This is a genomic window from Streptomyces sp. ALI-76-A (assembly GCF_030287445.1).
GTDB lineage: Bacteria > Actinomycetota > Actinomycetes > Streptomycetales > Streptomycetaceae > Streptomyces.
Map to the genome: position 1 here is coordinate 6,983,409 of NZ_JASVWB010000002.1, position 26,771 is coordinate 7,010,179.

The 26,771-nt window shown below is 72.1% G+C and carries 17 protein-coding genes; 10 read left to right on the top strand and 7 right to left on the bottom strand.

What is annotated here, in order from left to right:
• Window positions 1-80: 80 nt before the first annotated feature.
• Complete coding sequence (locus QQS16_RS31925; RefSeq protein ID WP_286065524.1) at window positions 81-866, bottom strand: SDR family oxidoreductase; 786 nt, start codon at window positions 864-866, stop codon at window positions 81-83.
• Window positions 867-1,074: 208 nt separating this feature from the next.
• On the opposite strand from QQS16_RS31925, the gene QQS16_RS31930 reads away from it, so the two are divergent.
• Window positions 1,075-1,683, top strand: coding sequence for a dihydrofolate reductase family protein (locus QQS16_RS31930; protein ID WP_286065525.1), 609 nt, complete (start codon window positions 1,075-1,077; stop codon window positions 1,681-1,683).
• Window positions 1,684-1,952: 269 nt separating this feature from the next.
• Here QQS16_RS31930 and QQS16_RS31935 read toward each other — a convergent pair whose 3' ends face one another.
• On the bottom strand, window positions 1,953-2,147 hold the full coding sequence (locus QQS16_RS31935) for a hypothetical protein (RefSeq protein WP_286065526.1): 195 nt from the start codon (window positions 2,145-2,147) through the stop codon (window positions 1,953-1,955).
• Window positions 2,148-2,317: 170 nt separating this feature from the next.
• On the opposite strand from QQS16_RS31935, the gene QQS16_RS31940 reads away from it, so the two are divergent.
• Both QQS16_RS31940 and QQS16_RS31945 read left to right on the top strand, forming a co-directional pair.
• A complete protein-coding gene (locus QQS16_RS31940) occupies window positions 2,318-3,577 on the top strand; it encodes a sensor histidine kinase (RefSeq protein WP_286065527.1) in 1,260 nt (419 codons plus the stop codon).
• Between the two features lie 118 nt (window positions 3,578-3,695).
• The gene (locus QQS16_RS31945) at window positions 3,696-4,376 is read left to right on the top strand and encodes a response regulator transcription factor (protein WP_286065528.1); all 681 of its coding nucleotides are present in this window, start codon (window positions 3,696-3,698) and stop codon (window positions 4,374-4,376) included.
• Between the two features lie 106 nt (window positions 4,377-4,482).
• Here QQS16_RS31945 and QQS16_RS31950 read toward each other — a convergent pair whose 3' ends face one another.
• A complete protein-coding gene (locus QQS16_RS31950) occupies window positions 4,483-5,490 on the bottom strand; it encodes a Gfo/Idh/MocA family protein (protein ID WP_286065529.1) in 1,008 nt (335 codons plus the stop codon).
• A 130-nt stretch (window positions 5,491-5,620) separates the two neighbouring features.
• Here QQS16_RS31950 and QQS16_RS31955 point away from each other — a divergent pair, with 130 nt between their 5' ends.
• From QQS16_RS31955 to QQS16_RS31985, 7 genes are all read left to right on the top strand, one after another.
• A complete protein-coding gene (locus QQS16_RS31955) occupies window positions 5,621-6,358 on the top strand; it encodes a GntR family transcriptional regulator (RefSeq protein WP_286066522.1) in 738 nt (245 codons plus the stop codon).
• 455 nt (window positions 6,359-6,813) lie between these two features.
• A complete protein-coding gene (locus QQS16_RS31960) occupies window positions 6,814-7,962 on the top strand; it encodes an ROK family glucokinase (protein ID WP_286065530.1) in 1,149 nt (382 codons plus the stop codon).
• Entirely contained in the window at window positions 7,959-8,543 is a 585-nt protein-coding gene (locus QQS16_RS31965) for a sugar kinase (protein WP_286065531.1), read from the top strand. Before QQS16_RS31960 ends, QQS16_RS31965 begins: the two co-directional genes overlap by 4 nt.
• An 87-nt stretch (window positions 8,544-8,630) precedes the next feature.
• On the top strand, window positions 8,631-11,456 hold the full coding sequence (locus QQS16_RS31970; RefSeq protein ID WP_286065532.1) for an SCO1167/SCO6262 family helicase: 2,826 nt from the start codon (window positions 8,631-8,633) through the stop codon (window positions 11,454-11,456).
• A 572-nt stretch (window positions 11,457-12,028) separates the two neighbouring features.
• A complete protein-coding gene (locus QQS16_RS31975) occupies window positions 12,029-13,885 on the top strand; it encodes an SWIM zinc finger family protein (RefSeq protein ID WP_353479701.1) in 1,857 nt (618 codons plus the stop codon).
• A gap of 1,019 nt (window positions 13,886-14,904) precedes the next feature.
• Entirely contained in the window at window positions 14,905-17,748 is a 2,844-nt protein-coding gene (locus tag QQS16_RS31980) for an RICIN domain-containing protein (RefSeq protein ID WP_286065534.1), read from the top strand.
• 29 nt (window positions 17,749-17,777) lie between these two features.
• Window positions 17,778-19,484, top strand: a complete 1,707-nt coding sequence (locus QQS16_RS31985) for a ThuA domain-containing protein (RefSeq protein WP_286065535.1) — start codon at window positions 17,778-17,780, stop codon at window positions 19,482-19,484.
• Window positions 19,485-19,606: 122 nt separating this feature from the next.
• Here the strand turns inward: QQS16_RS31985 and QQS16_RS31990 are convergent, their stop codons facing one another.
• The 4 genes from QQS16_RS31990 to QQS16_RS32005 all read right to left on the bottom strand — a co-directional run bounded on the left by QQS16_RS31990 (window position 19,607) and on the right by QQS16_RS32005 (window position 26,485).
• Window positions 19,607-19,912, bottom strand: coding sequence for a hypothetical protein (locus tag QQS16_RS31990; protein WP_353479702.1), 306 nt, complete (start codon window positions 19,910-19,912; stop codon window positions 19,607-19,609).
• A 113-nt stretch (window positions 19,913-20,025) separates the two neighbouring features.
• The gene (locus QQS16_RS31995; RefSeq protein ID WP_286065536.1) at window positions 20,026-21,306 is read right to left on the bottom strand and encodes a ricin-type beta-trefoil lectin domain protein; all 1,281 of its coding nucleotides are present in this window, start codon (window positions 21,304-21,306) and stop codon (window positions 20,026-20,028) included.
• A 74-nt stretch (window positions 21,307-21,380) separates the two neighbouring features.
• On the bottom strand, window positions 21,381-22,862 hold the full coding sequence (locus QQS16_RS32000; protein WP_286065537.1) for an arabinofuranosidase catalytic domain-containing protein: 1,482 nt from the start codon (window positions 22,860-22,862) through the stop codon (window positions 21,381-21,383).
• Between the two features lie 71 nt (window positions 22,863-22,933).
• Window positions 22,934-26,485 carry a ThuA domain-containing protein gene (locus QQS16_RS32005; protein WP_286065538.1) on the bottom strand — a complete coding sequence of 1,184 codons (3,552 nt, stop codon included), beginning with the start codon at window positions 26,483-26,485 and terminating at the stop codon, window positions 22,934-22,936.
• Window positions 26,486-26,771 lie beyond the last annotated feature (286 nt).

The following is a 26,771-nucleotide window of genomic DNA, read 5'->3' on the forward strand; positions in this document are numbered from 1 at the left end:
GCGAAGCGGGGTGTGGGGGCGCGGCCCCACGAACGGGCACGGGAAGGGGCGGCGGGGGCGACACCCCGCCGCCCACGGCATCACGCCGCATGCCCCCCGTCCACCGAGAACTCCGCGCCCGTGACGTAGTCCGCCGCCGCCAGGTGGGCGACCGTGGACGCCACCTCCGCCGCGTCGCCGAACCGCCCCAGCGCCGTCATCGCCGCCTGCCCCTCCGCGAAGGGCCCGCCCGCCGGGTTCATGTCCGTGTCGACCGGCCCCGGATGCACGATGTTCGCCGTGATCCCCCGCGCCCCCAACTCCCTGGCCAGCGCCTTCGTCAGGCCGACCAGCGCCGACTTGCTCATGGTGTAGAGCGTCGTCCCGGGCCCCGGCACCCGCTGCGTCACGCACGACCCGACGGTGATGATCCGGCCCCCCGCCGTCATGCGCGAGGCGGCCGCCTGGGACGCGAGGAACACCCCGCGCACGTTCACGGCGAGCACCCGGTCCACGTCGGCGACCGACAGGCTCTCCAGGGGGCCGAGCAGCCCGATGCCCACGTTGTTCACCAGGATGTCCAGCCGGCCCCCGAGGGCCTCCGCGGTCCGCGCCACGGCCCCCGCCGCCTCCTCCGCGTCCGCGGAGTCCGCGCGCAGGGCGACCGCCCGGCGTCCCAGCGCCTCGACGGCCCGCACCACGTCCTCGGCCGCATCCTTGCCGTTCACATAGGTCAGGGCCACGTCCGCGCCCTCCTGGGCGAGCCGCAGGGCCGTCGCCGCGCCGATGCCCCGGCTGCCGCCGGTCACCAGCGCGACGGTGCCGTGCAGCGGGCCGTGGGACGTGGCCGGGGATCCGTGAGCCGCTGTCACAGGGTTCGGTGTCATGGGGTTCGTTGTCATGGGTCCATCCCAGCCGTCCCCGACCCCGGGCGCTGGCGGCGAACGGACACCGAGATCGTCCCGTCGGCCCGCGCCTCACCCGGCGCGCGCCGTCCACCGGACGACAGTCCCGGCCGCCGGCCGATGAGTTGCGGGTGCCGACGGGGTCTGCCCTGATGAAGAACGGACTCCTCCCCGGAAGGAAGGCACCCCCATGGGCAAGCTCGTCTCCACCCTCTTCGTCACGCTCGACGGCGTCTACCAGGCCCCCGGCGGTCCCCAGGAGGACCCCAGCGGCGGTTTCGACCAGGGCGGCTGGAGCGTCCCGTACGGCGACGAGGACTTCGGCCGGTTCGTCACCGAGGTCTTCGAGGGCGTCGGAGCCTTCCTCCTGCGCCGCCGTACGTACGACATCTTCGCCTCCTACTGGCCGAAGATGACCGACCCGGCCGACCCCGTCGCCGCCAAGCTGAACGCCGCGCCGAAGTACGTCGTCTCCGGCACCCTCACCGCCCCCGACTGGGCCGGCACCACCGTGATCGGCGGCGACCTGGCCAAGGAGGTCCCCGCCCTCAAGGAGCGCACCGACGGCGAACTCCAGCTGCACGGCAGCGGGGCCCTGGTCCGGTCCCTGCTCGCCCTCGACCTGGTCGACACACTCCACCTGCTGACGTTCCCGGTCGTCCTGGGCGCCGGCCGCCGCCTGTTCACGGAGGGCGCCGTCCCGACCGCCTTCCGGCACACCGGCGGACGGGTCACCGCGGCGGGCGTCTCCATCCAGTCGTACGACCTGGCGGGCCGGCCGGAGTACGGCTCGTACTGATCCCGGTGGTGCTCGTCCGCTCCCGCTCCCGCCCCCGCCTTGCGCACACCGTCGAAGCCGCCGCTCCGACCGGCAGCGCGGCGGTCAGGGCTGGTCCGCGCCGGCACCGCGGCCGTCGCCTGGGAGGCGTCCGAGCCGGCCGGCCGTGACGGGAGCCGCCCGCACCGGCGGACACGCGGGAGTACGCACCTCGTCGGTGCCCGCTGATCCGCTGAGGGCCTGTCCATCGCCCGGCAACGCACCGAAGCGCACGGCTGCCGAGCCGTGTGTCACCTCCGGCTCTCCGCGAGGGCGAACAGCGCGAACGCCAGCACAAGGAGTGCGACGCTCGCGTAGATCTCGTGACCGTCGAGAAAGCCGACTCGCTGCACGAGACCGATGTGCCAGTCGGTGAACTCGTGCAGCAGGCCCATCGCGCCCTGCGCCAGGGCGAGGAATCCGAGTAGCTCCAGCAACTGCTTCATGGCACAGACCCTCGCCCCGCGGACCCCTCACGGACATCGGCCGCGGGGCGAGGCACGTCCGCCACAAGCCTCGTTCCGGCCGCGGCGGGCGCGTCGAAGGTCTGCGCCGCAGATACTTTGGTCGACGATCCCCTGCGTACGGGGGCCGCCGGAGCCGCCTGCGCATAGATTTGCCGACCGTGAGTGGTGACGAGAGCGCGGTCGTGCCGAAGGCCTTCGGGGGGCGGCGGTGGCTGCTGCCGTCGGCCCTGCTGGCGGAGTTCGAGCCCGACGCCGGCCGGCCCGGCCTGCGGCCCAGGCGCACCGGCCGCGACTGGATCGTCGACTTCTCCTGCTTCTTCCTGGCCGTCCTGATCGGCATCGTCGGCGCCGACGCGGTCACCGACAACCCGCACGTCCCGCACGACCTCGCCGTCCTGGACCAGCTGCTCGGCGCCCTCGCCTGCGCCGCCGTATGGCTGCGCCGCCGCTGGCCGGTCGGGCTGGCCGTGGCGACCCTCCCGGTCGGGATGATCTCGGACACCGCGGGCGGCGCGTGCATGATCGCCCTGTTCACGCTCGCCGTGCACCGCCCCTTCCGGCACGTGGCCTGGCTGGGGAGCCTGAACCTCGCGACGGTCCCCGTCTACTTCTGGCTGCGCCCCGACCCCGAGCTGCCGTACGTCGCCGCGGTCGTCCTCTTCGGGGCGCTGACCGCGGCCCTGGTCGGCTGGGGCATGCTGGTGCGCGCCAAGCGGCAGCTCATGCTGAGCCTGCGCGACCGCGCCCGGCGGGCCGAGACCGAGGCGCTGCTGCGCGCGGAGCAGGCCCAGCGGCTGGCCCGGGAGGCCATCGCCCGGGAGATGCACGACGTGCTCGCGCACCGGCTCACGCTGCTGAGCGTGCACGCGGGCGCCCTGGAGTTCCGGCCGGACGCGCCCCGGCAGGAGGTCGCCCGGGCGGCCGGGGTCATCCGGGAGAGCGCGCACGAGGCCCTGCAGGACCTGCGGGAGATCATCGGCGTGCTGCGGGCGGGCGAGGGGGACGACGGGGGCCGTCCACAGCCCACGCTGGCCGCGCTGGACCTGCTGGTCGCCGAGTCCCGCGAGGCCGGCATGAAGGTCACCCTCGACAGCCGCGTCACCGACGCCGGCGCGGTCCCCGCCTCGGTCGGCCGCACCGCGTACCGCATCGCCCAGGAGGGCCTGACCAACGCCCGCAAGCACGCCCCGGGCACCGAGGTCACGGTGTCCGTCACCGGCGCCCCGGGCGAGGGCCTCACCGTGTCCGTGCGCAACCCGCCGACCGAGGGCGAGATCCCTCCCGTCCCCGGATCCGGACAGGGCCTGATCGGTCTCACCGAACGCGCGACGCTGACCGGGGGCCGGCTGGAACACGGGCCCGCGGCGGACGGCGGGTTCGGGCTGCGGGCCTGGCTGCCGTGGGGGTGAGCGGCGTGGCTGCCGTGGGGGTGAGCGGCGCGACACCCGCAACTCCCGCCCCGCGGACGGCAGTCCGGGACCGCCCGCGCATCCTCGCCCACCTCCCCACCGTGATTACGTAGGGCCCATGACTGCGATCAGAGTGCTGCTCGTCGATGACGACCCGCTGGTCAGAGCCGGCCTGTCCTTGATGATGGGCGGCGCCGAGGACATCGAGATCGTGGGTGAGGCGGCCGACGGACGCGAGGTGGAGTCACTCGTCGACCGCACCCGCCCGGACGTCGTCCTGATGGACATCCGGATGCCGTCGGTGGACGGCCTGACCGCCACCGAGCTGCTGCGCGGCCGGGCCGAGGCCCCGCAGGTCGTGGTCCTGACCACCTTCCACGCCGACGAGCAGGTGCTGCGGGCCCTGCGCGCGGGCGCCGCCGGGTTCGTCCTCAAGGACACCCCGCCCGCCGAGATCGTCGCCGCGGTACGCCGGGTCGCGGCCGGCGACCCCGTCCTGTCGCCCACCGTGACCCGCCAGTTGATGGCGCACGCGGCCGGCAGCGCCGCCGGCACGCGCCGCACCCGCGCCCGCGCGCGGATCGCCGCCCTCAACGACCGCGAACGCGAGGTCGCCGTCGCGGTCGGCCGGGGGCTGGCCAACGCGCAGATCGCCGTCGCGCTCTTCATGAGCGTCGCCACGGTGAAGACCCATGTCTCCCGTGTCCTGGCCAAACTCGACCTCAACAACCGGGTGCAGATCGCCCTGCTGGTGTACGACGCGGGACTTCTGGAGGAAGGTGAGGCGGACGGGCACTAGGGACGGCCGGGCGTCGCCGGGGCGGGGGACGGGGTATGCCATGACTCTTCGGTCGGTCCCGTCGGTCCCGTCGGTCCCGTCGGGACCCCGCCCGGCCCGGCCGGAGTCACACCCCGCCGGGAATCTCCGCCAGTGCCACCGCCCGCCGCTCCCGCCGCGACACCTCGCAGGCCTCGGCGATCCGCAGCGCCTGCAACACCTCCCGCCCGTCGCACGGGTTGGCCAGCTGCCCCCGGACCACGTCGACGAACGCGCACAGCTCGGCCTCGTAGGCGGGGCCGAACCGTTCCAGGAACCCGGCCCACGGCTTGTCCGCGGCCGGCGGCCCGGTCGGCTCGGTGGACGCGATCGGTGTGCGGTCGTCCAGGCCCACCACGATCTGGTCCAGCTCCCCGGCCAGCTCCATCCGCACGTCGTAGCCCGCCCCGTTCAGCCGCGTGGCCGTGGCCGTGGCGAGGGTGCCGTCGTCCAGGGTGAGCAGCGCCGCGCCCGTGTCGACGTCGCCCGCCGCGCGGAACATCTCGGGACCGGCGTCGGACCCGGCCGCGTACACGTCGACGACCTCGTGCCCCGTCACCCAGCGCAGCATGTCGAAGTCATGGATCAGGGTGTCCCGGTAGAGCCCGCCGGACACCGGCAGGTACGCGGCCGGCGGCGGCGCCTGGTCGGACGTCAGCGCCCGCACGGTGTGCAGCCGGCCGAGCCGCCCCGCGCGCACCGCCTCGCGCGCTCCCGTGTAGCCCGTGTCGAAGCGGCGCTGGAACCCCATCTGCAGAACCGTTCCAGCCGCCTCGACCTCGCCGAGTGCCTGTAACGTGCCGGCCAGATCGAGCGCGATGGGCTTCTCGCAGAACACCGGCAGCCCCGAGCGTGCCGCCCGGCCGATCAGTTCGGCGTGCGCCGAGGTCGACGTGGTGATCACCACGGCGTCCACGCCCCAGCGGAAGATCTCGTCGACCCCCGGTGCCGCCGTCTCGCCCAGCCGGTGGGCGAGATCCTGGGCCCGGGCCGGGTCCGCGTCCGTGACGATCAGGGAGCCGACCTCCCGGTGCCGGCTGAGCGTGTTCGCGTGAATGGTGCCGATACGGCCCGTACCGATGACTCCGATGCGCATGGGAACAACGTGCGTGCGGAGCCGCCGTGCTGTCAATGCGTATGTCCGGACAATCGGACTACACAACTTCCCGTCAACCAGCCACGGAGCTACGCTCGGGCCCGTGCCGAAACCAGGAGTGGACCCCACCGTGACGCTCGATCTCCATGTGGACCGCAGCAGCCCCGTGCCGCTGTACTTCCAGCTGTCGCAGCAACTGGAGGCGGCGATCGAGCACGGAGCGCTCACTCCCGGCAGCCTGCTGGGCAACGAGATCGAGCTCGCCGCACGGCTCGGCCTGTCACGGCCCACGGTCCGCCAGGCCATCCAGTCGCTCGTCGACAAGGGCCTGCTCGTGCGCCGTCGCGGGGTCGGCACCCAGGTCGTGCACAGCCAGGTCAAGCGGCCCCTGGAACTCAGCAGCCTCTTCGACGACCTGGAGGCGGCCGGCCAGCGCCCCGCCACGAAGGTGCTCGTCAACGCGGTCGTCCCGGCGCCCGCGGAGATCGCGGCCGCCCTCGGCGTGGCCGAGGACAGCGAGGTGCACCAGGTGGAACGGCTGCGCCTCGCGCACGGGGAGCCGATGGCGTACCTGTGCAACCACCTGCCGCCCGGCCTGCTCGACCTGGACACCGAACAGCTGGAGACCACCGGCCTCTACCGGATGATGCGGTCCGCCGGGATCACCCTGCACAGCGCCCGCCAGTCCATCGGGGCCCGCGCGGCCACCGCCGTCGAGGCCGAGCGGCTCACCGAGCAGGAGGGTGCCCCGCTGCTCACCATGCAGCGCACCACCTTCGACGACACCGGCCGCGCGGTCGAGTTCGGCAGCCACACCTACCGTCCGAGCCGCTACTCCTTCGAGTTCCAGCTGCTCGTCCGGCCGTGAACACCGCCCTCGGACGGTCCTGACCGGTTCCGCTCCGCACGCCGACCTGGTCGCAATGTCAGGACAAATGTCAGGGCAAGGTGACCGGCGACCGCACCGGGCAGGAAGCAGATGTCCCACTGCTCCAGCGGCCGGACCGCCGGCCCCTGGACCACGGCGTGATGCCACGTACCGGGTGGCGACCCGTGACGCGTCCCACCCGCCCTCCGGACCCGCGCCCGGGGCCGAGGACCGGTTCGTGGCGCCGGAACGGGGTACGAGGGAGGGCGGTCACCCGCGTGAGCTCGATGCTTCACGTCATGGGCCGCGGCGGAGGCCCCCAGGGGCGCGGGGCGCCGCCGATCCGCACTCCACCGCGCGGGCACGCCGCGCACCGCGCCCTTACCCGGCGACGACCCGGCTCCCTTCGCTCCCCCGCACGCACCCCACCCGGGCGTGAGGCAGAATCAGGGCCGATGAGCACCTACGGCAACTTCAGCGCCCCCATCGGCTCCCGCCGCGCGACCGCCCTCCGCACGGTCGGCACGAGGGAGCGCCGCTCGCACCTCACCGCCCCCCGCGTTCCCACGGTCGGCATCGACATCGGGGGCACGAAGGTGATGGCGGGCGTCGTCGACGCCGACGGCAACATCCTGGAGAAGCTCCGCACGGAGACCCCGGACAAGTCCAAGAGCCCCAAGGTCGTCGAGGACACCATCGTCGAACTGGTCCTGGACCTGTCGGACCGGCACGACGTGCACGCGGTCGGCATCGGCGCGGCCGGCTGGGTCGACGCCGACCGCAACCGCGTCCTGTTCGCACCCCACCTGTCGTGGCGCAACGAGCCGCTGCGCGACCGCATCGCCGGCCGCCTCGCCGTGCCCGTCCTGGTCGACAACGACGCCAACACCGCTGCCTGGGCCGAGTGGCGCTTCGGCGCCGGCCGCGGCGAGGACCACCTCGTCATGATCACGCTGGGCACCGGCATCGGCGGCGCGATCCTGGAGGACGGGCAGGTCAAGCGCGGCAAGTACGGCGTCGCCGGCGAGTTCGGTCACATGCAGGTCGTGCCCGGCGGCCACCGCTGCCCGTGCGGCAACCGCGGCTGCTGGGAGCAGTACAGCTCCGGCAACGCGCTGGTCAGGGAGGCGCGCGAGCTGGCCGCGGCCGACTCCCCGGTGGCGTACGGGATCATCGAGCACGTCAAGGGCAACATCGCCGACATCACCGGCCCGATGATCACCGAGCTGGCCCGCGAGGGCGACGCGATGTGCACCGAGCTGCTCCAGGACATCGGCCAGTGGCTCGGCGTCGGCATCGCCAACCTGGCCGCCGCCCTCGACCCGTCCTGCTTCGTGATCGGCGGCGGGGTCTCGGCCGCCGACGACCTGCTGATCGGCCCCGCGCGGGACGCCTTCAAGCGGCAGCTCACCGGGCGCGGATACCGCCCCGAGGCCCGGATCGTCCGCGCCCAGCTGGGTCCCGAGGCCGGCATGGTCGGAGCCGCCGACCTCGCCCGTCTCGTCGCCCGCCGCTTCCGCCGCGCCAACCGCCGCCGGGTGGAGCGCTACGAGCGCTACGAGCGGTACACGGAGGCCCGCCGTACGTCGCAGGGGTCCGCGTGACCGCCTCGCTCCCAGGCCACGATGCGTCGTCCGCGGACGAGCGGGCCCGGCCGCCCGAGGACCGCCGGCACATGATCCGACGCAGGGCGCTGACGCTGAGCATCATCGTGGTCCTGATCGGCGTCCCGGCCGGCTACCTGGTGATCTCCGCCAACCAGAGCCGGGACAGCGGCAAGGACAAGGAGGCGAAGTACTCCGCCACCGGCCTCACCGCGGGCTGGCCCTCCCGGGTGCAGCGCCGCCTGTACCAGGTGCCCGTCCCGCACCCGGCGGACCAGATCGCGTACTACGAGACCAACAACTGGAAGACCAGCCGTCTCTACGTCCAGTTCCGCACCAGCGGGGCCGGCCTGGACGCCTTCCTCACGGGCATCGGTGCCGACCGGAGCGAACTCGAGCAGGGCGACATCACCATCAGCGACCGGGACCAGAACGTCACCGGCTGGTCGTTCGAGGGCCCCGGCCCCTGGTGGGGCCTGGTCCACCCGCAGAAGAACCCGGCGCCCACCCAGGACGTCGTCGTCAACCTGTCCGACCCGGCGTCCCCCATGGTGTTCGTCGTGTCGCGCACCGTGCCGTAGCGACGGCCGCCGGAGCCGATTGTCAGACCCCGCCCGTAGAGTCGAGGACGACTGATTCCGACACGCGGGCGGGAGGTGGCAGGACGTATGAGGGACACGGCATCGGTGGCCGGTCGGGCGGAGGAGAGCGTCCCCCTGCGGCTCGCCGCCGTCTTCCTGCCCGCGCCCCTCCCGCGGGACGGCCGCGTCGCCTTCTGGGACCCCGAGGACGGCGAGGTGCCCGCGGCCCACTCGGAGATCACCGTCGTACGACGGCACGGGGCGGCGGTGCGCCGCCGGACCGCCCCCGCGCTGTCACTGCCCCTCGGCGAGGCCCTGCCCCTGCTGGTGCGCGCCCGCCGCGACCCCGCCGCCCACCCCGCCACCGCCTGCTGGGGAGCGGCCGCGCTGCACGCGCTGCGGCTCACCGCCCGCGGCCGGCTGCTCCCCGGCCTGACGGCCACCGGCCACGACGCCTGGCGGGCCGGCCCGCTGGACCCGGAGGACATCGCCCACCTGCGCGCGGTCGCCGCCGCCCTGCCCCACGAGGGCCACGCGGTCCCGCTGGCCGGCCCCGGGCCGCTCCGGCTGCCCGCGCCGGAAGCGCTGATGCGCGCCTTCGTCGACGCGGTCGCGGACACCCTGCCCCGCACGCCCGCCGCGCCGTTCGTGTCCGGCCGGCCGTTCGCGGCCCGCGAACCCCAGCGTCTGCCCGACGCCCAGGACTGGGCGGCCGAGGTCGCCGCCGGCATGGACGCGGGCGTGCGGATCTCCCTCCGCCTCGACCTGTCGGCGTACGACCTGTTCGACGACGCGGGCGACCGCCTGCGCAGCGCGGGCGCGGCGGTCGTCCAGGTGCACAGTCTCGCCGACCCGACGATCGTGGCGGACGCGGCGACGCTGTGGGCCGGCGAGGCGGACGCGGCTTTCGGGCCCCGCGCGCGCGTGGACGCGTCCCTCGCCGTGCGGCGCGCGGCCCGTGTCTGGCCCCCGCTCGACCGGCTCTCCGAGCAGGACGTGCCCGACGTGCTGGCGCTGTCCGACGAGGAGGTGGGCGACCTGCTCGGCGTGGCCGCGACCCGGCTCGCCGCGGCCGGGGTCGCCGTGCACTGGCCCCGCGACCTCGCGCAGGACCTCAGCGCGGCCGCGGTGGTGCGGCCCGCCCCGGGCTCGGCGACCGACGGCACCGGCTTCTTCGAGAGCGAGGAACTGCTCCAGTTCCGCTGGCAGCTGGCGCTCGGCGGCGACCCGCTCAGCGAGGCCGAGATGGACACCCTCGCCGAGGCCCACCGCCCGGTGGTCCGCCTCAGGGACCAGTGGGTGTTGGTCGACCCGGCCCTCGTCCGCAAGGCCCGCAAGCGTGAACTGGGCCTGCTCGACCCGGTCGACGCGCTCTCCGTCGCCCTCACCGGCAGCGCGGAGGTGGACGGCGAGACCGTCGAGGCGGTGCCGGTGGGCGCCCTGGCCACCCTGCGCGACCGGCTGACGGCCGGACTGCGGCCCGTCGAGCCGCCCGCCGGTCTGCGGGCGACCCTGCGGGACTACCAACTCCGCGGTCTGGCCTGGCTCGACCTCATGACCTCCCTCGGCCTCGGCGGCTGCCTCGCCGACGACATGGGACTCGGCAAGACGATCACCCTCATCGCCCTGCACCTGCGCCGGGCACGCCCGGAGCCGACCCTCGTCATCTGCCCGGCCTCCCTGCTCGGCAACTGGCAGCGGGAGATCACCCGGTTCGCGCCCGGCGTCCCCGTCCGCCGCTTCCACGGCCCCGACCGCACCCTGGACGGCCTCGACGGCGGTTTCGTCCTCACCACGTACGGCACCATGAGGTCGACGGCACCGCGCCTGGCCGAGCAGCGCTGGGGCATGGTCGTCGCCGACGAGGCACAGCACGTGAAGAACCCGTACTCGGCGACCGCGAAGGCCCTGCGTACGATCCCGTCCCCGGCGCGCGTGGCCCTGACCGGCACCCCCGTCGAGAACAACCTCTCCGAGCTGTGGGCGCTGCTGGACTGGACGACACCCGGACTGCTGGGCCCCCTGAAGTCCTTCCGCGCCCGGCACGCGCGCGCGGTGGAGAACGGCGAGGACGAGGAGGCGGTCGCCCGGCTCGCCCGCCTGGTGCGCCCCTTCCTGCTGCGCCGCAAGAAGTCCGACCCCGGGATCGTCCCCGAACTGCCGCCGAAGACCGAGACGGACCACCCGGTCCCGCTCACCCGCGAACAGGCCGCGCTGTACGAGGCGGTGGTGCGCGAGTCGCTGCTGGCCATCGAGACCGCGAACGGCATCGCCCGCCGGGGCCTGGTGCTGAAGCTGCTGGGCGCGCTGAAGCAGATCTGCGACCACCCCGCGCTGTACCTGAAGGAGGACGTCCCGCCGACGGCCGGGGACCGCCTGGCCGCCCGCTCCGGAAAGCTCCTCCTCCTCGACGAACTGCTGGACACGCTGCTGGCCGAGGACCGCTCGGCGCTCGTCTTCACCCAGTACGTGGGCATGGCCCGCCTGATCGCCTCCCACCTGGCCGCCCGCGCGGTCCCGGTGGAGCTCCTGCACGGGGGCACACCGGTACCGGAACGGGAGCGCATGGTGGACCGCTTCCAGGACGGGGCGACGCCGGTCCTGGTGCTGTCGCTGAAGGCGGCCGGCACCGGACTGAACCTCACCCGCGCGGGACACGTCGTCCACTTCGACCGCTGGTGGAACCCCGCCGTCGAGGAACAGGCCACCGACCGCGCCTACCGCATCGGGCAGACCCAGCCGGTCCAGGTCCACCGCCTCATCACGGAGGGCACGGTGGAAGACCGCATCGCCGAGATGCTGGAGGCCAAGCGCGCCCTCGCCGACGCGATCCTCGGCTCCGGCGAGTCGGCCCTCACGGAGCTGACCGACCGCGAACTGTCCGACCTGGTCTCCCTCAGGAGCACGTCATGACCCCCGGCCCGGCCGACGAGGCCCGCCGAGCGCTGCGGGCGGCGCGGGAGCGCGGCCAGGGCCCCGCGGGGGACGCCGACCGCCCGGAGGCGCGTCCGGAGCCGGAGACGCGCCCGGAGCCGGAGTCGTGCCCGCGGTCGGAGCCGCGGCCGGTGTCGCGCCCGGCACAGGCCGACCGGCGTGCCGGTGAGGGTGAGTCCGGTGAGCGTGACGGTGGGTCTGGTGGGTCTGGTGGGTCCGGTGGGTCCGGTGGGTCCGGTGGGTCCGGTGAGCGTAGCGGTGAGTGGGGTGACGGCGGCCGGCTCGCCCCGCCGAGCCGAGAGGGGGCCGCCGGCCCCGAGGTCAGGCGCCCCGCGGATGTCGCGCGCGAGGCGTTGCGGGCGGCGCGCGACGAGGCGCGGAGGGGGCGGGCGGACACCCCGCCGCCGGGCAGGGAAGCCGCGCGCCCGTCACGTCGTACGACCCCGAGGGCCGGCTCCGGGGCTCCGCGCGCCGCGTCCGACCGCGCCGCCGGTCCCAGCCCGCGTGAGCGCGCCCGTGCCCTGCGGGAGTTGCTGAGCGACGCCTTCCGCATGCCGGACACAGCGGATCCGGCGGAGGGGGACGCCGGTGACCACGGCACCGCCGGGACGGTGAGTCCGGCCGCACCGACGCCGACGGTCGCCCATGGTCCCGCGCGTCCGGCCGTCGCCCCCGGCGCCGCGCGTCCGGCCGCCGATCTGCCGGTCCCGGCCCATGAGACACCGGCACCGGCTCACGACGCGCCGGATCCCACCCCGGAGCCGTCGGAGCCGTCGACGTCTGCCCGGTCGGGCGTGTCGGAGGAGTCGGAGTCGCCGGAGGGGTTTCCGCGGTCGGAGTCGTGGGACGGGTCGGAGTCGTCTGCCCGGTCGGAGTCGGGGGGCGGGTCGAACCCGTCTGCCCGGTCGGAGTCGTCGGACCAGTCGCACCCGCCTGCCCGCTCGGACCGGTCCGACCCGTCGGCTCAGTCGGCGCCGCCGGCCCCGCCCGGTTCACCGCCCCCGTCCGCCACGAGGCCCGCGCCGCCGCCCGCGCCCGTCACGGAAACCGCACCCCCGCCCGCTTCACCGTCCCCGTCCGCCCCGGAACCCACACCCACACCCCCACCCCCACCCGCATCCGTCCCACCCCGCCACCCCCGCACCATGGCCGCCCCCGACCGCGACAGCGAACTGCGCCGTACGTTCCCGGCGTTCCCGCCCCGGGCGGCGGACGGGGCCGGGTTCGCCGAGACCTGGTGGGGCAACGCCTGGGTCACCGCGCTGGAAGAAGGCGCGCTGGACGCCAAGCGGCTGGCCCGCGGCCGTGGGTACGCCGAGCAGGGGCACGTGGACGCCATCACGGTGACGCCGGGCCTGGCCCTCGCCTACGTGCGGGGCAGCCGTGCCAGGCCGTACCGCGTCCAGGTGCGGCTGCGCACCCTGGACGAAGCCGACTGGGACCGCTTCCTGCACGGCGCCGCCGAACGGCCCGGCGACATCGCCGCGCTGCTCGACAAGGAGATGCCCGCCACCCTCGCCGACTCCGGCGTGCCACTGCTCCCGGGCCCGGGCGACCTGGACCCCCGGTGCAGCTGCCCCGACTCCGGCCACCCCTGCAAGCACGCCGCCGCCCTCTGCTACCAGACCGCGCGCCTGCTGGACGCCGACCCCTTCGTCCTGCTCCTGCTGCGCGGCCGCGGCGAACGGGAACTGCTCGACGCCCTGTCCCGCCTCAGCGCCGCCCGCGCGGCCCGGGCCGCCCAGGAGAAGGGGCCGGCGCCACTGCCCGGCGTACGCGCCACGGAGGCACTGACTCCGCGGCGTCTCCCGCCGCTCCCCGCCCCGTTGCCGACGCCCCCGCACCCCGGGCAGCCACCGGTGTACCCCGCGACCTCGGGCGGCCCGGACCCCCTCGCCCTGGACCAGCTGGCGACCGACGCGGCGGCCCGCGCCCACGCCCTGCTCGCCACCGGCCGCGACCCGGTCGGCGAGCTGACCCTGTGGCAGGACGCGGTCCGGCTCGCCGCGGCCCGCCCCGGCTCCGGCCTCACCGCCGGCACCCGCGCCCTGTACTCCTCGCTCGCCTCCGCCACCGGCCGCACCCCGGCGGACCTGGCGCGCGCGGTCGCCGCCTGGCGACAGGGCGGACCGGAGGGCCTCAGCGTCCTGGAGGAGACCTGGGACCCGCCGGCCGGCCGCTTCGACCGCGCCCGCCCCCTCCTCCTCGCCGCCGACCTCCCCGCCTTCCGCCCGTGGCGCAACCACCTCACCCACCCCCGCGGCCACGTCCAGCTCCGCCTCGGCCGGGACGGCCTCTGGTACGCGTACGAGTCGGAGCCGGGCCACGACGACTGGTGGCCGCGCGGCACCCCCGACCTCGATCCGGTCGGCGCCCTGACCGGCCTCGGTACCCCGGAGGACCTCTGAGTCCCCTCATCGCCCTCCCGGGTGAAGGTGGTGTGAGAGTTCGCCGGTTGTCCGGGAGCCGGATGGGGGGACCGGGGGCCCAGGGTCGGTGCCGGGCGCGTCGGCGGTCGGCGTGGAGCGGTGAGCGACACGACGACACCTGCCCTCCAGTACCGCTTCGACGGCCCGGACGACGCCCCGTGCTCATCCTCGGCCCGTCCCTCGGTACGACATGGCACAGGTCGTAACGACCGTCCCGGGGCGTCCAGCCGATCCAGGGACGGGCGGGTTGTGCAAGGTCAGGCCTCACAGTCCGGGGGAGTCCGCACAGTTGGTGAGACCTGTGGGAGAGCGCCGTGACGCTTCCTCGGCCTGCATTGTCGACGCCGCTCGTCGACCTCCAACTCGTTCGTCCTCGCTCCGCTCGTTCCTCGCGGGGCTCCGGGCGCTCCAACTGATGTGCAGGACTTGCCGGCCCGGGGTGGTCGCGGACTGGTTGGCCGCGTCGCTGACCTCGGCCGGGCCGGCGTAGTGATGAAACTGGTCGCCTTCGCCGGGGGCGGCTGATGGCCACGATCTGGAGCACGTGGTGAGTCCCGCGGCCTCGGCTGCGGTGCGCAGGGTGTGTTCGTGGTCGGCGAAGGTGTGGCCGGGCCCGGCCGAGTTGTCGGGGCGGGCGGCGGAGATCACGTACCCGTCTGCGTCCCGCCGATCCGGGTTGGAGATGGCACCGAGTCCTGACAGGGCTCGGGCCCTTCGCTCAACACCCTGGCTGGTCCGGAGGGAAGTCTGGACACATCGGGCTGAAGTCTTCTAGCCTTGCCGGCAGACCATCACGGTCGTCGATGTGACCCGACAGCGCGGTAGCCATCGACTTCTCCTGTTTCCGAGCGGTTGCCCCCGCTCGGCCCCCACTCGGCGTAGTGGCCTGCTGAAGCACACCTGGCGGGCCCAAGCGGCGACATCCCGCTACGGCATCGGCGCGGCAGCGCGCGCCCCAAGCCTGGCAGCCACCTGTTCAGGAAGGGGAGTGCATTGTCATGTTCATGATAATCGGGAAGGTTGTAGCCGCGCGTTGGCCGGCCGTCGGTTCGGCTCTGCTCCTGGTCGCGGCCGCTCTCAGCGCGGCCTTGTCCAGTGCGACACCGGCCTCGGCGCACCCGATCAACCCCGCCGACTTCCAGCAGGTCCAACTGGCCCGCGGGGTGGCGGAGGTCGGTGAGCCCATGTCGCTGGCCGTGCTCGCCGACCGATCGGTGCTGCACACCGCTCGCAACGGGACCGTGCGCCGCACGGATGCGGCCGGCACCACCAAGGTGATCGGCAACATCCCCGTGTACACGCACGACGAGGACGGCCTCCAGGGCATCGGCATCGACCCGGGGTTCACCACCAACCGGCACATCTACCTCTACTACGCCCCGCCGCTGTCCACACCAGGCGGCGACGCCCCGACCACCGGCGGCAACTGGTCGACGTGGCAGGGCGTCAACCGGCTTTCCCGGTTCACGCTCAACGCCGACTTCACCATCAACCAGTCCAGCAAAGTGGACATCCTCGACGTGCCGGCCGACCGAGGCATCTGCTGCCACGCCGGCGGAGACATCGACTTCGACGCGGCGGGCAACCTGTACCTGTCCACCGGCGACGACACCAACCCGTTCGAGTCCGCCGGATACTCCCCACTCGACGAGCGGACCAACCGCAACCCGGCGTTCGACGCGCAGCGCACCGCCGCCAACACCAACGACCTGCGCGGCAAGATCCTGCGAATCAAGGTGAACGAGAACGGGTCGTACTCGATCCCGGCAGGCAACCTCTTCCCGTCCGGCACGGCAAGGACCCGGCCGGAGATCTACGCGATGGGCCTGCGCAACCCGTTCCGGATGAGCGTCGACAAGGCCACCGGCATCGTCTACGTCGGCGACTACGGCCCCGATGCCGGCGCCACCACTGCGCGCGGGCCGCAGGGCCAGGTCGAGTTCAACCGCGTCACGGGCCCGGGCTTCTACGGCTGGCCCTACTGCACCGGCACGAACACCAGCTCCGAGACGTACGCCGAGTGGGACTTCGCCACCAACACGGCAGGCGCGAAGTACAACTGCTCGGGCGGACCGACGAACAACTCGTTCCGCAACACCGGCTTGAGCACGCTGCCCCCCGCCAAGGCCGCCTGGATCCGCTACGGCGGCGAGGCCGGCAGCCCGTCGGCGTTCGGCAGCGGCTCGGAGTCGCCGATGGCGGGCCCGGTGTACCGGTACGACCCCGACGTCAGCTCGCCCACGAAGTTCCCGCAGTCGTTCGACGGGCAGTTCTTCGCCACGGAGTTCGGCCGCGGCTGGATCAAACCGATCCACCTCAACGCCGACGGCTCCCCGGGGACCATCGACAGCTTCCCCTGGAACGGCAAGCAGGTGATCGACTCGGCCTTCGGCCCGGACGGCTCCTACTACGTGCTGGACTACGGCGCCGGGCTGTACCAGGGCGACCAGTACTCCGCCCTCTACCGCTTCGACCACGTCGGCAGCGGCAACCGGGCGCCCACGGCGATGGCCGGCGCCAACCGGACCTCCGGCGCGGCGCCGTTGACCGTGACGTTCTCCTCGGCCGGTTCATCCGACCCCGAGGGTGGGGCACTGACCTATGCGTGGAGCTTCGGTGACGGCACCACCTCCACCGCCGCCAACCCGACGAAGACGTACGACACGAACGGCGACTACACGGCCACGCTGACCGTGCGCGACCCGCAGGGTGCCACCGGCACCGCCGAGGTGCGGATCACGGTCGGCAACACCGCGCCGACCGTGACCATCAACAGCCCCGCCGCGGGGGAGATCTTCGCCTTCGGCGACACCGTGCCGTTCAGCATCACCGTGACGGATCCGGAGGACGGCACGGTCGACTGCGCCAAGGTCAAGCTGACGTACATCGTCGGTCACGACAGCCACGGCCACCCGATCACCTCGAAGACCGGTTGCTCCGGCACGATCACCATCCCGGTCGACGGTGAGCACGACGACGCGGCGAACATCTTCGGGGTCTTCGACGCCGAATACACCGACAAAGCCGGGCTCACCACGCACACGCAGCACATCCTTCAGCCGAAGCACCGGCAGGCCGAGCACTACAAGACATCGTCCGGCATCGCCACCTACGACAAGTCGACCGCCGAGGGCGGCAAGTCCGTCGGTGACATCGAGAACGGCGACTGGATCGCCTTCGAGCCGTACAAGCTGAGCAACGCCACGTCGTTCAACGCCCGGGTGTCGTCAGCCGGCGCGGGCGGCACGTTGCAGGTCCGGGCCAGCTCGCCGACCGGCACCGTCCTCGGCTCCGCCACCGTCCCGGTCACCGGCTCGTGGACGAACTTCACCACCGTCAACGGCTCGATCTCCGGCGCGCCGGCCGGCACCACCACGCTCTACCTGACCTTCACCGGCGGCTCCGGATTCCTCTTCGACGTCGACGCGTTCACCTTCAATCCCGGCGGTGGCCCGACACCCGGCGCGGGTCCGGTCGTAGGACTCGCGGGCAAGTGCCTGGATGTCCGTGACGGCAGCTCGGCGGACGGAACGTCGGTGCAGATCTCGTCGTGCACGGGCTCGGCGAGGCAGCAGTGGACGGTGACGCCGGGATCGACGGTCAAGGCGTTGGGCAAGTGCCTGGATGTCAGCGGTAGCAGCACGGCCGACGGGACGAAGGTCCAGTTGTGGTCCTGCCACGGTGGCGCCAACCAGAACTGGCAGGCGAACCCGGACGGGTCGCTGCGCAGCCCGCAGTCGGGCAAGTGCCTGGACGTGTCGGGCGCCGGCTCCGCGGACGGCACCCTCGTGCACCTGTGGACCTGCAACGGCGGAGCCAACCAGAAATGGACCCTGCCCTGATATCTGTCACCAGGAAGAGAGCGACGGACATGCGCAGACAACCCCGAACCCTGCTCGGTGGGGCGATCGCGACACTCGCCGCACTGGCCCTCCTCGGGCAGCCCAGCCCCGTCAGTGCCGCGGACACGGCCTACGACGTCCTCGTGTTCTCCAAGACGGCCGGATTCCGGCACGACTCGATCCCGGCAGGGATCCAGGCAATCCGAGACCTCGGCGCCGCGAACAGTTTCACGGTGACGGCCACGGAGGACGGCAACCACTTCACCACCGGCAACCTGAGCCGTTACGAGGCGGTGATCTTCCTCAACACCACCGGCGACGTTCTGAACGACGCCCAGCAGTCGGCGTTCCAGTCGTACATCGGCTCCGGCGGCGGCTTCGTCGGCGTCCACTCGGCCGCGGACACGGAGCACAACTGGCCGTTCTACGGCGATCTGGTCGGCGCCTACTTCGCCTCGCACCCCGCTGTCCAGCAGGCCAACATCAAGGTGGAGGGGCGGGCGCACGCGGCGACCGCCCACCTGCCGCAGACCTGGACCCGCACCGATGAGTGGTACAACTTCCGGGCCAACCCCCGTACCACCGCGCGCGTGCTCACCACGCTGGACGAGTCGTCGTACTCGGGCGGCTCGATGGGCGCCGACCACCCGCACTCCTGGTGCAAGACCCACTCGGGTGGCCGGGCCTTCTACACCGGCGGCGGGCACAGCCAGGCGTCGTACGCGGAGCCGGCGTTCCGGGCGCACCTGCTCGGCGGCATCCGGTACGCGGCAGGCCGGACGAAGGCCGACTGCCGGCCCGAGACCGGCTACACGACCCTCTACAACGGCTCGACCACCGGTTGGTCGCAGGCCGGCCCGGGCGGCTTCACCAACTCGGACGCCACCCTCGCCTCCCACGGCGGCATGGGCATGCTCTGGTACAGCGCCCGGCAGTTCACCAACTACTCCCTGAAGCTGGACTGGAAGATGCCCGGCGACGACAACTCCGGCGTGATCGTGGGCTTCCCACCGTCGAGCGACCCGTCGTCGGCACTGAACAACGGCTACGAGGTCCAGATCGACGCCACCGACGCGCCTGACCGCACGACTGGCTCGATCTACGCCGTCAAGGCCCCGGACACGGCTGCCCGGGACACGGCGCTCAACCCACCGGGCGAGTGGAACACCTTCGAGTTGCTGGTGGAGGGCGAGCGGCTCCAGGTCTGGCTGAACGGCGTGAAGATCAACGACTTCACCAACACCGACCCCGCCCGCTCGCTCGCCGGCCACGTCGGCATCCAGAATCACGGCACGGGGGACGACGTATCGTTCCGCAACGTCCGGATCAAGGAGCTGGGCGGCGGGCCGACACCCGGCGCGGGTCCGATCGTGGGGCTCGCGGGTAAGTGTCTGGATGTCCGTGACGGCGGCTCGGCGGACGGGACGGCGGTGCAGATCTCGTCGTGTACGGGCTCGGCGAGGCAGCAGTGGACGGTGACGCCGGGGTCGACGGTCAAGGCGTTGGGCAAGTGCCTGGATGTCAGCGGTAACGGCACGGCGGACGGGGCGAAGGTCCAGTTGTGGTCCTGCCACGGTGGCGCCAACCAGAACTGGCAGGCGAACCCGGACGGGGCGCTGCGGAACCCGCAGTCGGGCAAGTGCCTGGACGTGTCGGGCGCCACCTCGTCGGACGGCACCCTCGTGCACCTGTGGACCTGCCACGGCGGAGCCAACCAGAAATGGACCCTGCCCTGAGCTGACGCGGCACGCTGGAAGGGCCACCTGCCACTGTGCGGTGGCCCTTCCGCGTTCCCAGGCCGGGTGTGGCTGACGTCAGGCTGTGCCGCGCTCCGGTGCGGGCATGGCCGAGCACGTGCTCACGAGCAGGCCGGGACGCCCGGCGCGTGCGCGTGCGCCCACTCCTGAAGGACCGCCGCCGCGGCGGCGAGTGCCGGCTCGGCCCGCGTGGTGCCCGCGCAGTAGGGCGCGGCGACCACGACGGGTGGCCGCGCCGCCAGACGGTCCGGCACGTACAGGTACATGCGCAGGTTCGTCGGGTCGGCGCCGAAGCCGGTGACCTCGACGAGCGTGGCCGCGGCTGCCGGCGACGCGACCGCCGGCCGTCCGAGCGACGCCACAGCGACGGCGAGCACCGTGGCGACCGCCATGAAGATCCGCCTCATCTCTGGGCTTTTCGGTAATCGGTAAGACCACGGTGACGGAGTGGTGCGCCCCGGCTCGCCACGGAGGGAGTGAAGGCGGCACGTGATGTCACGTACCGCCTTCACTCGTGTGCCTATGCCCGCGTCCAGCGCTGGTTGGCGCCGTCGTGGCAGCTCCACACGATGACCGCGGAGCCGTTGGCGGTGCCCCCGCCGTTGACATCCAGGCACCACCCGCTCTGACCGCTGCGGATCGTGCCGTTGCTGTTGAAGATCCACTGCTGGTTGGCGCCACCGTTGCAGTCCTGGATCTGCACCCGCGTGCCGGCGGCGGCGTCGGCCGGGACGTGCACGCACTTGCCCAGCACCTGCAACGCCGCACCGTTCTGGGTGAACTGCTGGTTGGCATTGCTGTGGCAGTCCCAGATGATCATCGGTGTGCCGTTGGCCGTGTTTCCGCCGTTGACGTCCAGGCACCGGCCCGAACCCTCGTTGCGCAGCCGGAACGTGGTCGGGGTGGGCGTCGTGTCGTCGAACTGCGTGAAGAAGTTCCACACCACCGCCCGGGTCCACGACCTCTCACCCGGTTCGAAGTCACCGGCCGATCCATCGACAGGACCCGGCGTATGACCCGCGTCGTACGCGGCCCATGCCACGGGGTAGCCGGCGCGGCACCCCGAGTACGTCGTGACGACATGCGTGAGGCTGCCCCGTGTCGGCTCCGGCGGGTTCTGGGGAGTGCAGCCGTTGTTCCGCACGAACCTGTCACGCAGCGAACGCCCTGTGGAGATCGGGAGCACCGGGTCCCGCAAGCCGTGCAGTCCGATGTACGCGACCGGCTGGGTGCCGCCGTTGCACCCGCTCAACTGTCCGCCCGCGTAGACGGCGACCGCGCGGAACACTGTCGGCCGGGCGCACGCGAGTGCGAAACTCATGCCGCCTCCGTAGCTGAAACCCCCGGCGAAGCGCTGGTTCGTGTCGACGCACAGGCCCGCGTCGATCTGCCTGATCATGTCGTCCACGAAGGTCAGATCCTCGCCGTTGGAGTTGGCCCAGCCATTGCCGAGGCCCTGCGGTGCGACGAAGATCGCGCTGTCGTTCGAGATGGCCCGCAGGCCGTAGTACGACCAGGAGTATCCGCTGGTTCCGCCCGAGTCGACGTCGCCTGCGGTGCCGCCGTTCCAGTGGAAACCGAAGACCAGTCGGTACGGGCGGTTGTTGTCGTAGTTGGCGGGCACCCGCAGGATGTAGTTCCGCGTCCTGCCGCTGCTCTGAATCGAGCGCGGACCACTGGACAGCGTGGGGGGCTTGCCGCATCCGGCGCTCGCGGCGAGGGGGGAGGGGGCCTCGGCGGCGGCGGACGTCCCCGCGATGCCGCTGATGCCGGCCGCGGCGAGCAGGAGCGTGATGACCACGGCTATCGGCGTGCGCCATCGGTGACGATTGTTGCCTTGTCGCATCACGTTTCTCCATTCATGGATGTAGCGACTCAGCGGTAGCCGGCGGCGACGATGTTGGCTTGTACCGCGTTCTCGGTCGCGTCGGACGGGTATCCGGACACCATCGCGCCCTCGTAGAAGGTGCCGGCGCTGAGGTTCGCGCCGCCGCCGGGCTTGCAGCAGTCACCACCGCTGCCGAGGATGATGGCGCCCTGCTTCTTCATGGGGCTGTAGCCGGGCGGAAGCGCGCCGTCCCAGAGCGTGGTCAGGCTTCCGCTCTGGCCGTTGCCACCCTTGAGCGCGAAACGGCTCGTCCCGTTGTTCTTCAACATCGCCGTCACGAACTTGCTGGTGAAGGCCCGCTGGTTCGGGTTCCAGGTCTGGCTGCCACCGGAGTAGAGCCCCCATTCGAGATCGGCCTGGACCCATGGGCCGGAACCGGCGCACCCGCCGAACCAGCACTGGGTGCTGAAATTGATCGCGTCCATCGCCCCGGCCGCGTCGGCCGCTCGGGTCGTCTCACTGTTGCCGTAGTCGAAGCAGCAGCCGCCGTTGACATGGGTGCCGCTGGCCACCATGTACATGCCTTCGGGGGCGCTGCCGGTCGGCACGCCGGTCAGGTGGCCGTCCCGCCAGTAGCTGTTGCCGGGGTTGATGTAGAGCGAGTAGGCCTTGCTGCCGCCGACCGCCAGCGACTCCGACGTCGCGATCGCCGGGCGGCTCTGGGGGGAGCCGGGAACCACACTCGATCCCTGGTACCACAGGTCGTTCCCACGGCCGGACTGGTCGTAGACGACGGTGATGACACAGGTGGTCCCCGCGCAGAACGAGTCCTGCGTCGTCGCGTCGGCGGTGCCGCCCGCGCTCAGGACGCCGATGTTCCGGGTCGTGCTGTCGGACGAGCGCCGGACCTGGTAGAGGTTGCCGTCGTAGGTGCCGTAGAGCGCTCGTACGGTGCTGTGGGCGGCGATGCAGGGGGTGCCGCCCGAGGCGTAGATGTCGCACGTGCCCGCGCCGCCCGGCACCGGCGGGGTCGGCGAGTTCCACTGCTGGTTGGTGCCGCCGTGGCAGGACCAGAGGGTGATCCTGGTGCCGTTGGCGGTGCCGCCGGCGTTGGCGTCGAGGCACAGTCCGGAATGGACGCCGGTGATGGTGCCGTTGGGGTTGACGTTCCACTGCTGGTTGTTCTGGCCGTTGCAGTCCCAGATGATGACCGGGGTGCCGTTGGTGGTGCCGCGTCCGCTGGCGTCGAGGCACTTGTCGCCGGAGACGGTCAGTTGTTTGCCGGCGGTGTAGGTCCAGGTCTGGCCGGCCGCGCCGGTGCAGTCCCCGAGTTGGGTCTGGGTGCCGTTGGTGGTGCCGGCGCCGGGGACGGTCAGGCAGCGGCCGGACGGCGCGCCCACGATGGGGGCGCTCTGCCCGGGCTCGATCGGCGCCGCCACCGCGGTGGCGCCGACGGCGACAAGCACCAGGGCGGTGCCCAGCGCGGACAGCCGTCCGTACCGGCGGGGCCGAGGTATCCGAAACACCATGACGGTTCCTCACCTGTTCGTAGGGAGGGCTGCCCGGCGCGCGACCGCGCCGGGCAGCCCGTCCGGACGGGCTATACGGCGGTGAACCGCCACTGTTGGTTGGTGCCGCCGTGGCAGCTCCATTGCAGGAGTCGTGCGCCGTCGGCCGTCGAGCCGCCGTTGACGTCGACGCACAGTCCACTGGGGACGCTCTTCATCGTGTACACGCCCGCCGTGGTCGACGGGGTGACGAGGAACTTCTGCGGGTTGCCGTTGTCGCAGGCGGACTGCTGCAGGAACGCGCCCTGGGCGGTGGACCCGCCTGTGACGGCGAGGCACTTGTCGCTGTGCGCCGCCTTCAGGTAGACGGCGCCGCCACCGGCGTCGACGGCCTGCCACTTCTGGTTGTCGGCGCCGGTGGCCGGCCACTGGACGATCTGGGCGCCGTCAGCGGTCGAGGCGCCGTTGACGTCCACGAACTTGCCGCTGTGCTGCGCTGCGACCGTCCAGGTCCGACCGGCCACGCCACCGCCGCCGCTGCCCGGTTCGCCGACCCCGTTGCCGCCGAAGGTGAGCGAGTCGAGGTCGAACCAGTTGTTCGAGGTGCCCTTGAACACCAGGTAGAGCGCGTGCGAGCCGGCGAGATCGGCGGTGTTCACCGCCGACGTGGACTGGTAGGTGTTCCAGCCGCCGGTGCTGGGCACCGGTGTCGTGGCCAGGAGTGTGCCGGTCGGGGAGTCGGCGCGCAGTTCGATCGATCCGCCGCCGCTCGGCGACGACAGGCGGTAGCGCACGCTCGTGACACCCGACAGGCTCATCGGTTTGAACGCGATCCAGTCGCCGTCGGAGATGTTGCCGACCCGCTTGCCGCTCTCCGCGCCGGCCTGCTCGACGACCTGCACACCCGACTGGTCCGTGTAGAACTCCGCCTGCTTGTGCTTGGGCTGGAGGATCGCTTGGGCGTAGCCGGTGAGCGGGGCCGCACCGCCGGGACCGCCGTCATCGGTGTAGCGGGCGTTGAGGACGTAGTACAGGTTGGCGCCGTCGGGGTGCCCGCCCAGCAGCGTCGTGTCGATGGTGCCCGAGCACCCCGGATGGTCCGTGGTCTCGTGCTGGTGGTCGTCGTGGCCGAGGGCGGGGTTGACGAACACCTTGGCACAGTCGACGGGCGCGCCGCCGGGGTTTGAGACGGACACCTTGTACGGGACGCGGTCGCCGAAGTCCAGCATCCCGCCGTTGGTCGGAATCGTGAGGGTGACGACCGGTGCGGTGTTGCCCACGGTGATCGGCACGTTGGCGAAGGCCGTCTTTCCGGTGTTGTCGGTGACCTTGAGCTGGGCGGTGTAGTTGCCGTTGGCGGTGTAGGTGTGTGACGGGTTGGCCGCCGTGGACGTGGTGCCGTCACCGAACGTCCAGTGGTAGTTGAGCGAGCTGCCGGGATCCGGGTCCGTGGACCCGGCGCTGCTGAACTGCACGTTCAGCGGCGCGTCCCCGTTGGTGGGCGTGCCGGTGGCTTTGGCGATCGGCGACCGTCCGCCGTGGTTGTAGTCGATGCGGTAGAGCCCCGAGTCGTTGTTGCCACCGGAGAAGTTGTTGCCCCATTCGAGCAGGTACAGCGAGCCGTCGGGCCCGAACTCCATGTCCATCGGCTTGAGGAACTTGGCGGCGGGCATGAAGGAGTTGGTCCGGGTGACCGCGGTCGCGGAGTCGAAGTGGACCTCCTTGACGGTGTGGCGCGACCACTCGTAGAAGAAGTGGACTCCGTCGTAGTAGGGCGGGAACTTCGTCTCGGACGGGTTGGCGGCGTTGTAGCGGTAGACCGGTCCTCCCATCGGGCCCGAGCCGCCGGAGCCGAGTTCGGGGAAGTTCGGTGAGACGCCGTAGCCGTACCACATGTTCGGCGCGACGATCGGCTTGAGGCTGGTCAGGCCGGTGTTGTTCGGCGAGTTGTTGACCGGCGCGTTGCAGTTGAACTTGGCGCCGACGACGCCGGTGCTCGGGTTGTAGGGCGCGTAGGCCTGGTTGTCGCCGTGGCAGAACGGCCAGCCGTAGTTGCCCGGGGTCTTGATGACATTGAGCTCGACGAGCCCTTCGGGGCCGCGGTTGGTCGCGGGCGGGTTCCGGTCCGGGCCGTAGTCGGCGAGGTAGACCCACCCGTTGTCCGGGTCGATCGAGAAGCGGAACGGGTTGCGGAAGCCCATCGCGTGGATCTCCGGCCGGGTCTGCGCCGTGCCCTGCGGGTAGAGGTTGCCGGCCGGGACGGTGTAGCCGCCGTCGGCCGACGGCCGGATGCGCAGGAGCTTGCCACGCAGGTCGTTGGTGTTGCCGGCGGTGCGGGCGGCGTCGAGGTTGGCCTTGCCCTGCCGCCAGTCCAGCGGGGCGTAGCCCTGCCAGTTGGAGTCGAGGTTCGGTGGGACGTCGTCCCCGGTGCCGATGTAGAGGTTCTTGTCGGGGCCGAACTCGATGTACCCGCCCGTGTGCCCGGGTTCGGCGAACGTGCGGTCCCGGGTCGCGGGGATGTCGATGATCGTCACCTGGCTCGACATGTTCAGGGTGTCGCCGGTGAGCGTGAACCGGGAGACCCGGTTGATGTCGTTCGGGACTCCGGCCGGGGAGTGATACAGGTACACGTAGCCGTTGCTGGCGAAGTCGGGGTCGAGCGCCAGTCCGGTGAGGCCGTCCTCGCCGCCGGTGTAGACGCTGAGCGTGCCGGCTGTCACGGTGCGGTTCGTGGTCGGTTTGAAGATCTTCAGCTGCCCGGACCGCTGGACGTAGAGCACCCGCCCGTCCGGGGCGACCGCGAGGGCCATCGGGTCCGCGGTGTTGTCGTCGAGGGTGCGCTTCTCGAAGTTGCTCCACACGGTGCCGCCGCAGTCGCCGGGCTCCTTGCCGGCCGCCCACTTGACGCCCCCGAGGACGTGGTTGCGGAAATGGGTCTCGCTGTAGGCCGCGCTGGTGTGCCCCATGGCGGTGGCCCACACGCGGCCGCCGCCGGTGTCGCGGCACCAGGAGATGGGGTGGTCCGGCCCCATGGCGCGGGAGCCCGGGTTGTACGTGCGCTCGTCCGCGGTGACCAGGACATGAACGTCGCCGCGGGGGTTGCGGTCGAAGTTGTACCACTCCTCGCTGCGGTTCCAACGGTCCGGCAGGCCGGCCGTCGACGGGTGCTTCTTGTCCGCGACGACGGCGGTGCCGGCCAGCACCCCGGGAGAGTGCTCCGGCATGTGTGCGCCGCCGTTGATGGTCTGGTCCCACCACGGGTACTCGTTCTCGATGCCCATGTCCGTGGCGTTGTGGATCGCGACGATGCCCTTGCCGCTGGCGAGGTATCCCTCCACCGCCTGACGTTGGGCCGCCGTGGTCCACACCATTCCCGAGGTCTGGAACATGATGAGCACGTCGAAGGTGGCGAGGTTTGCCGGGGTGAAAACGCTCGAGTCCTCGCTATGGACCAACTCGAAGTTGTTGGCCGCCGCCTGCTCCCTAAACATCGTGAGGCCGGCGGGGATCGAATCGTGCCGGTAGCCGGCCGTCTTCGTGAAGACCAGGGCTCGGAAGGCCGGCGCCGCTGACGCCGGTTGGGCGATGACGAGCGACAGGAGCACGCTCGCGATCGCCCCGAAGACAATGATGATGCGACGCATGCCGTCTCCCATTTCGGCGGAGCAACGATGGCATGACCACGGGCACGCGCCGGCCGCACCTGCGATGCGCCAGAGTGCCTGAGCGCGTCGTAGGCACGCGTGTGCCGTCAGCTCGTCATCCCGTCCGCCGTGACGGGCAGTCAAGTCCCTACGGAAGAGAGGGGGCGTCACACCGGATGCGACCGTCTCCCGTGGTCTGCCGGTCAGCATGCAGCGGCGTATCGCAACAGTCAATATGGCTCGGGTGCGGTCGTTTCCATAACACATTTTGCGCATTAATCAGGTC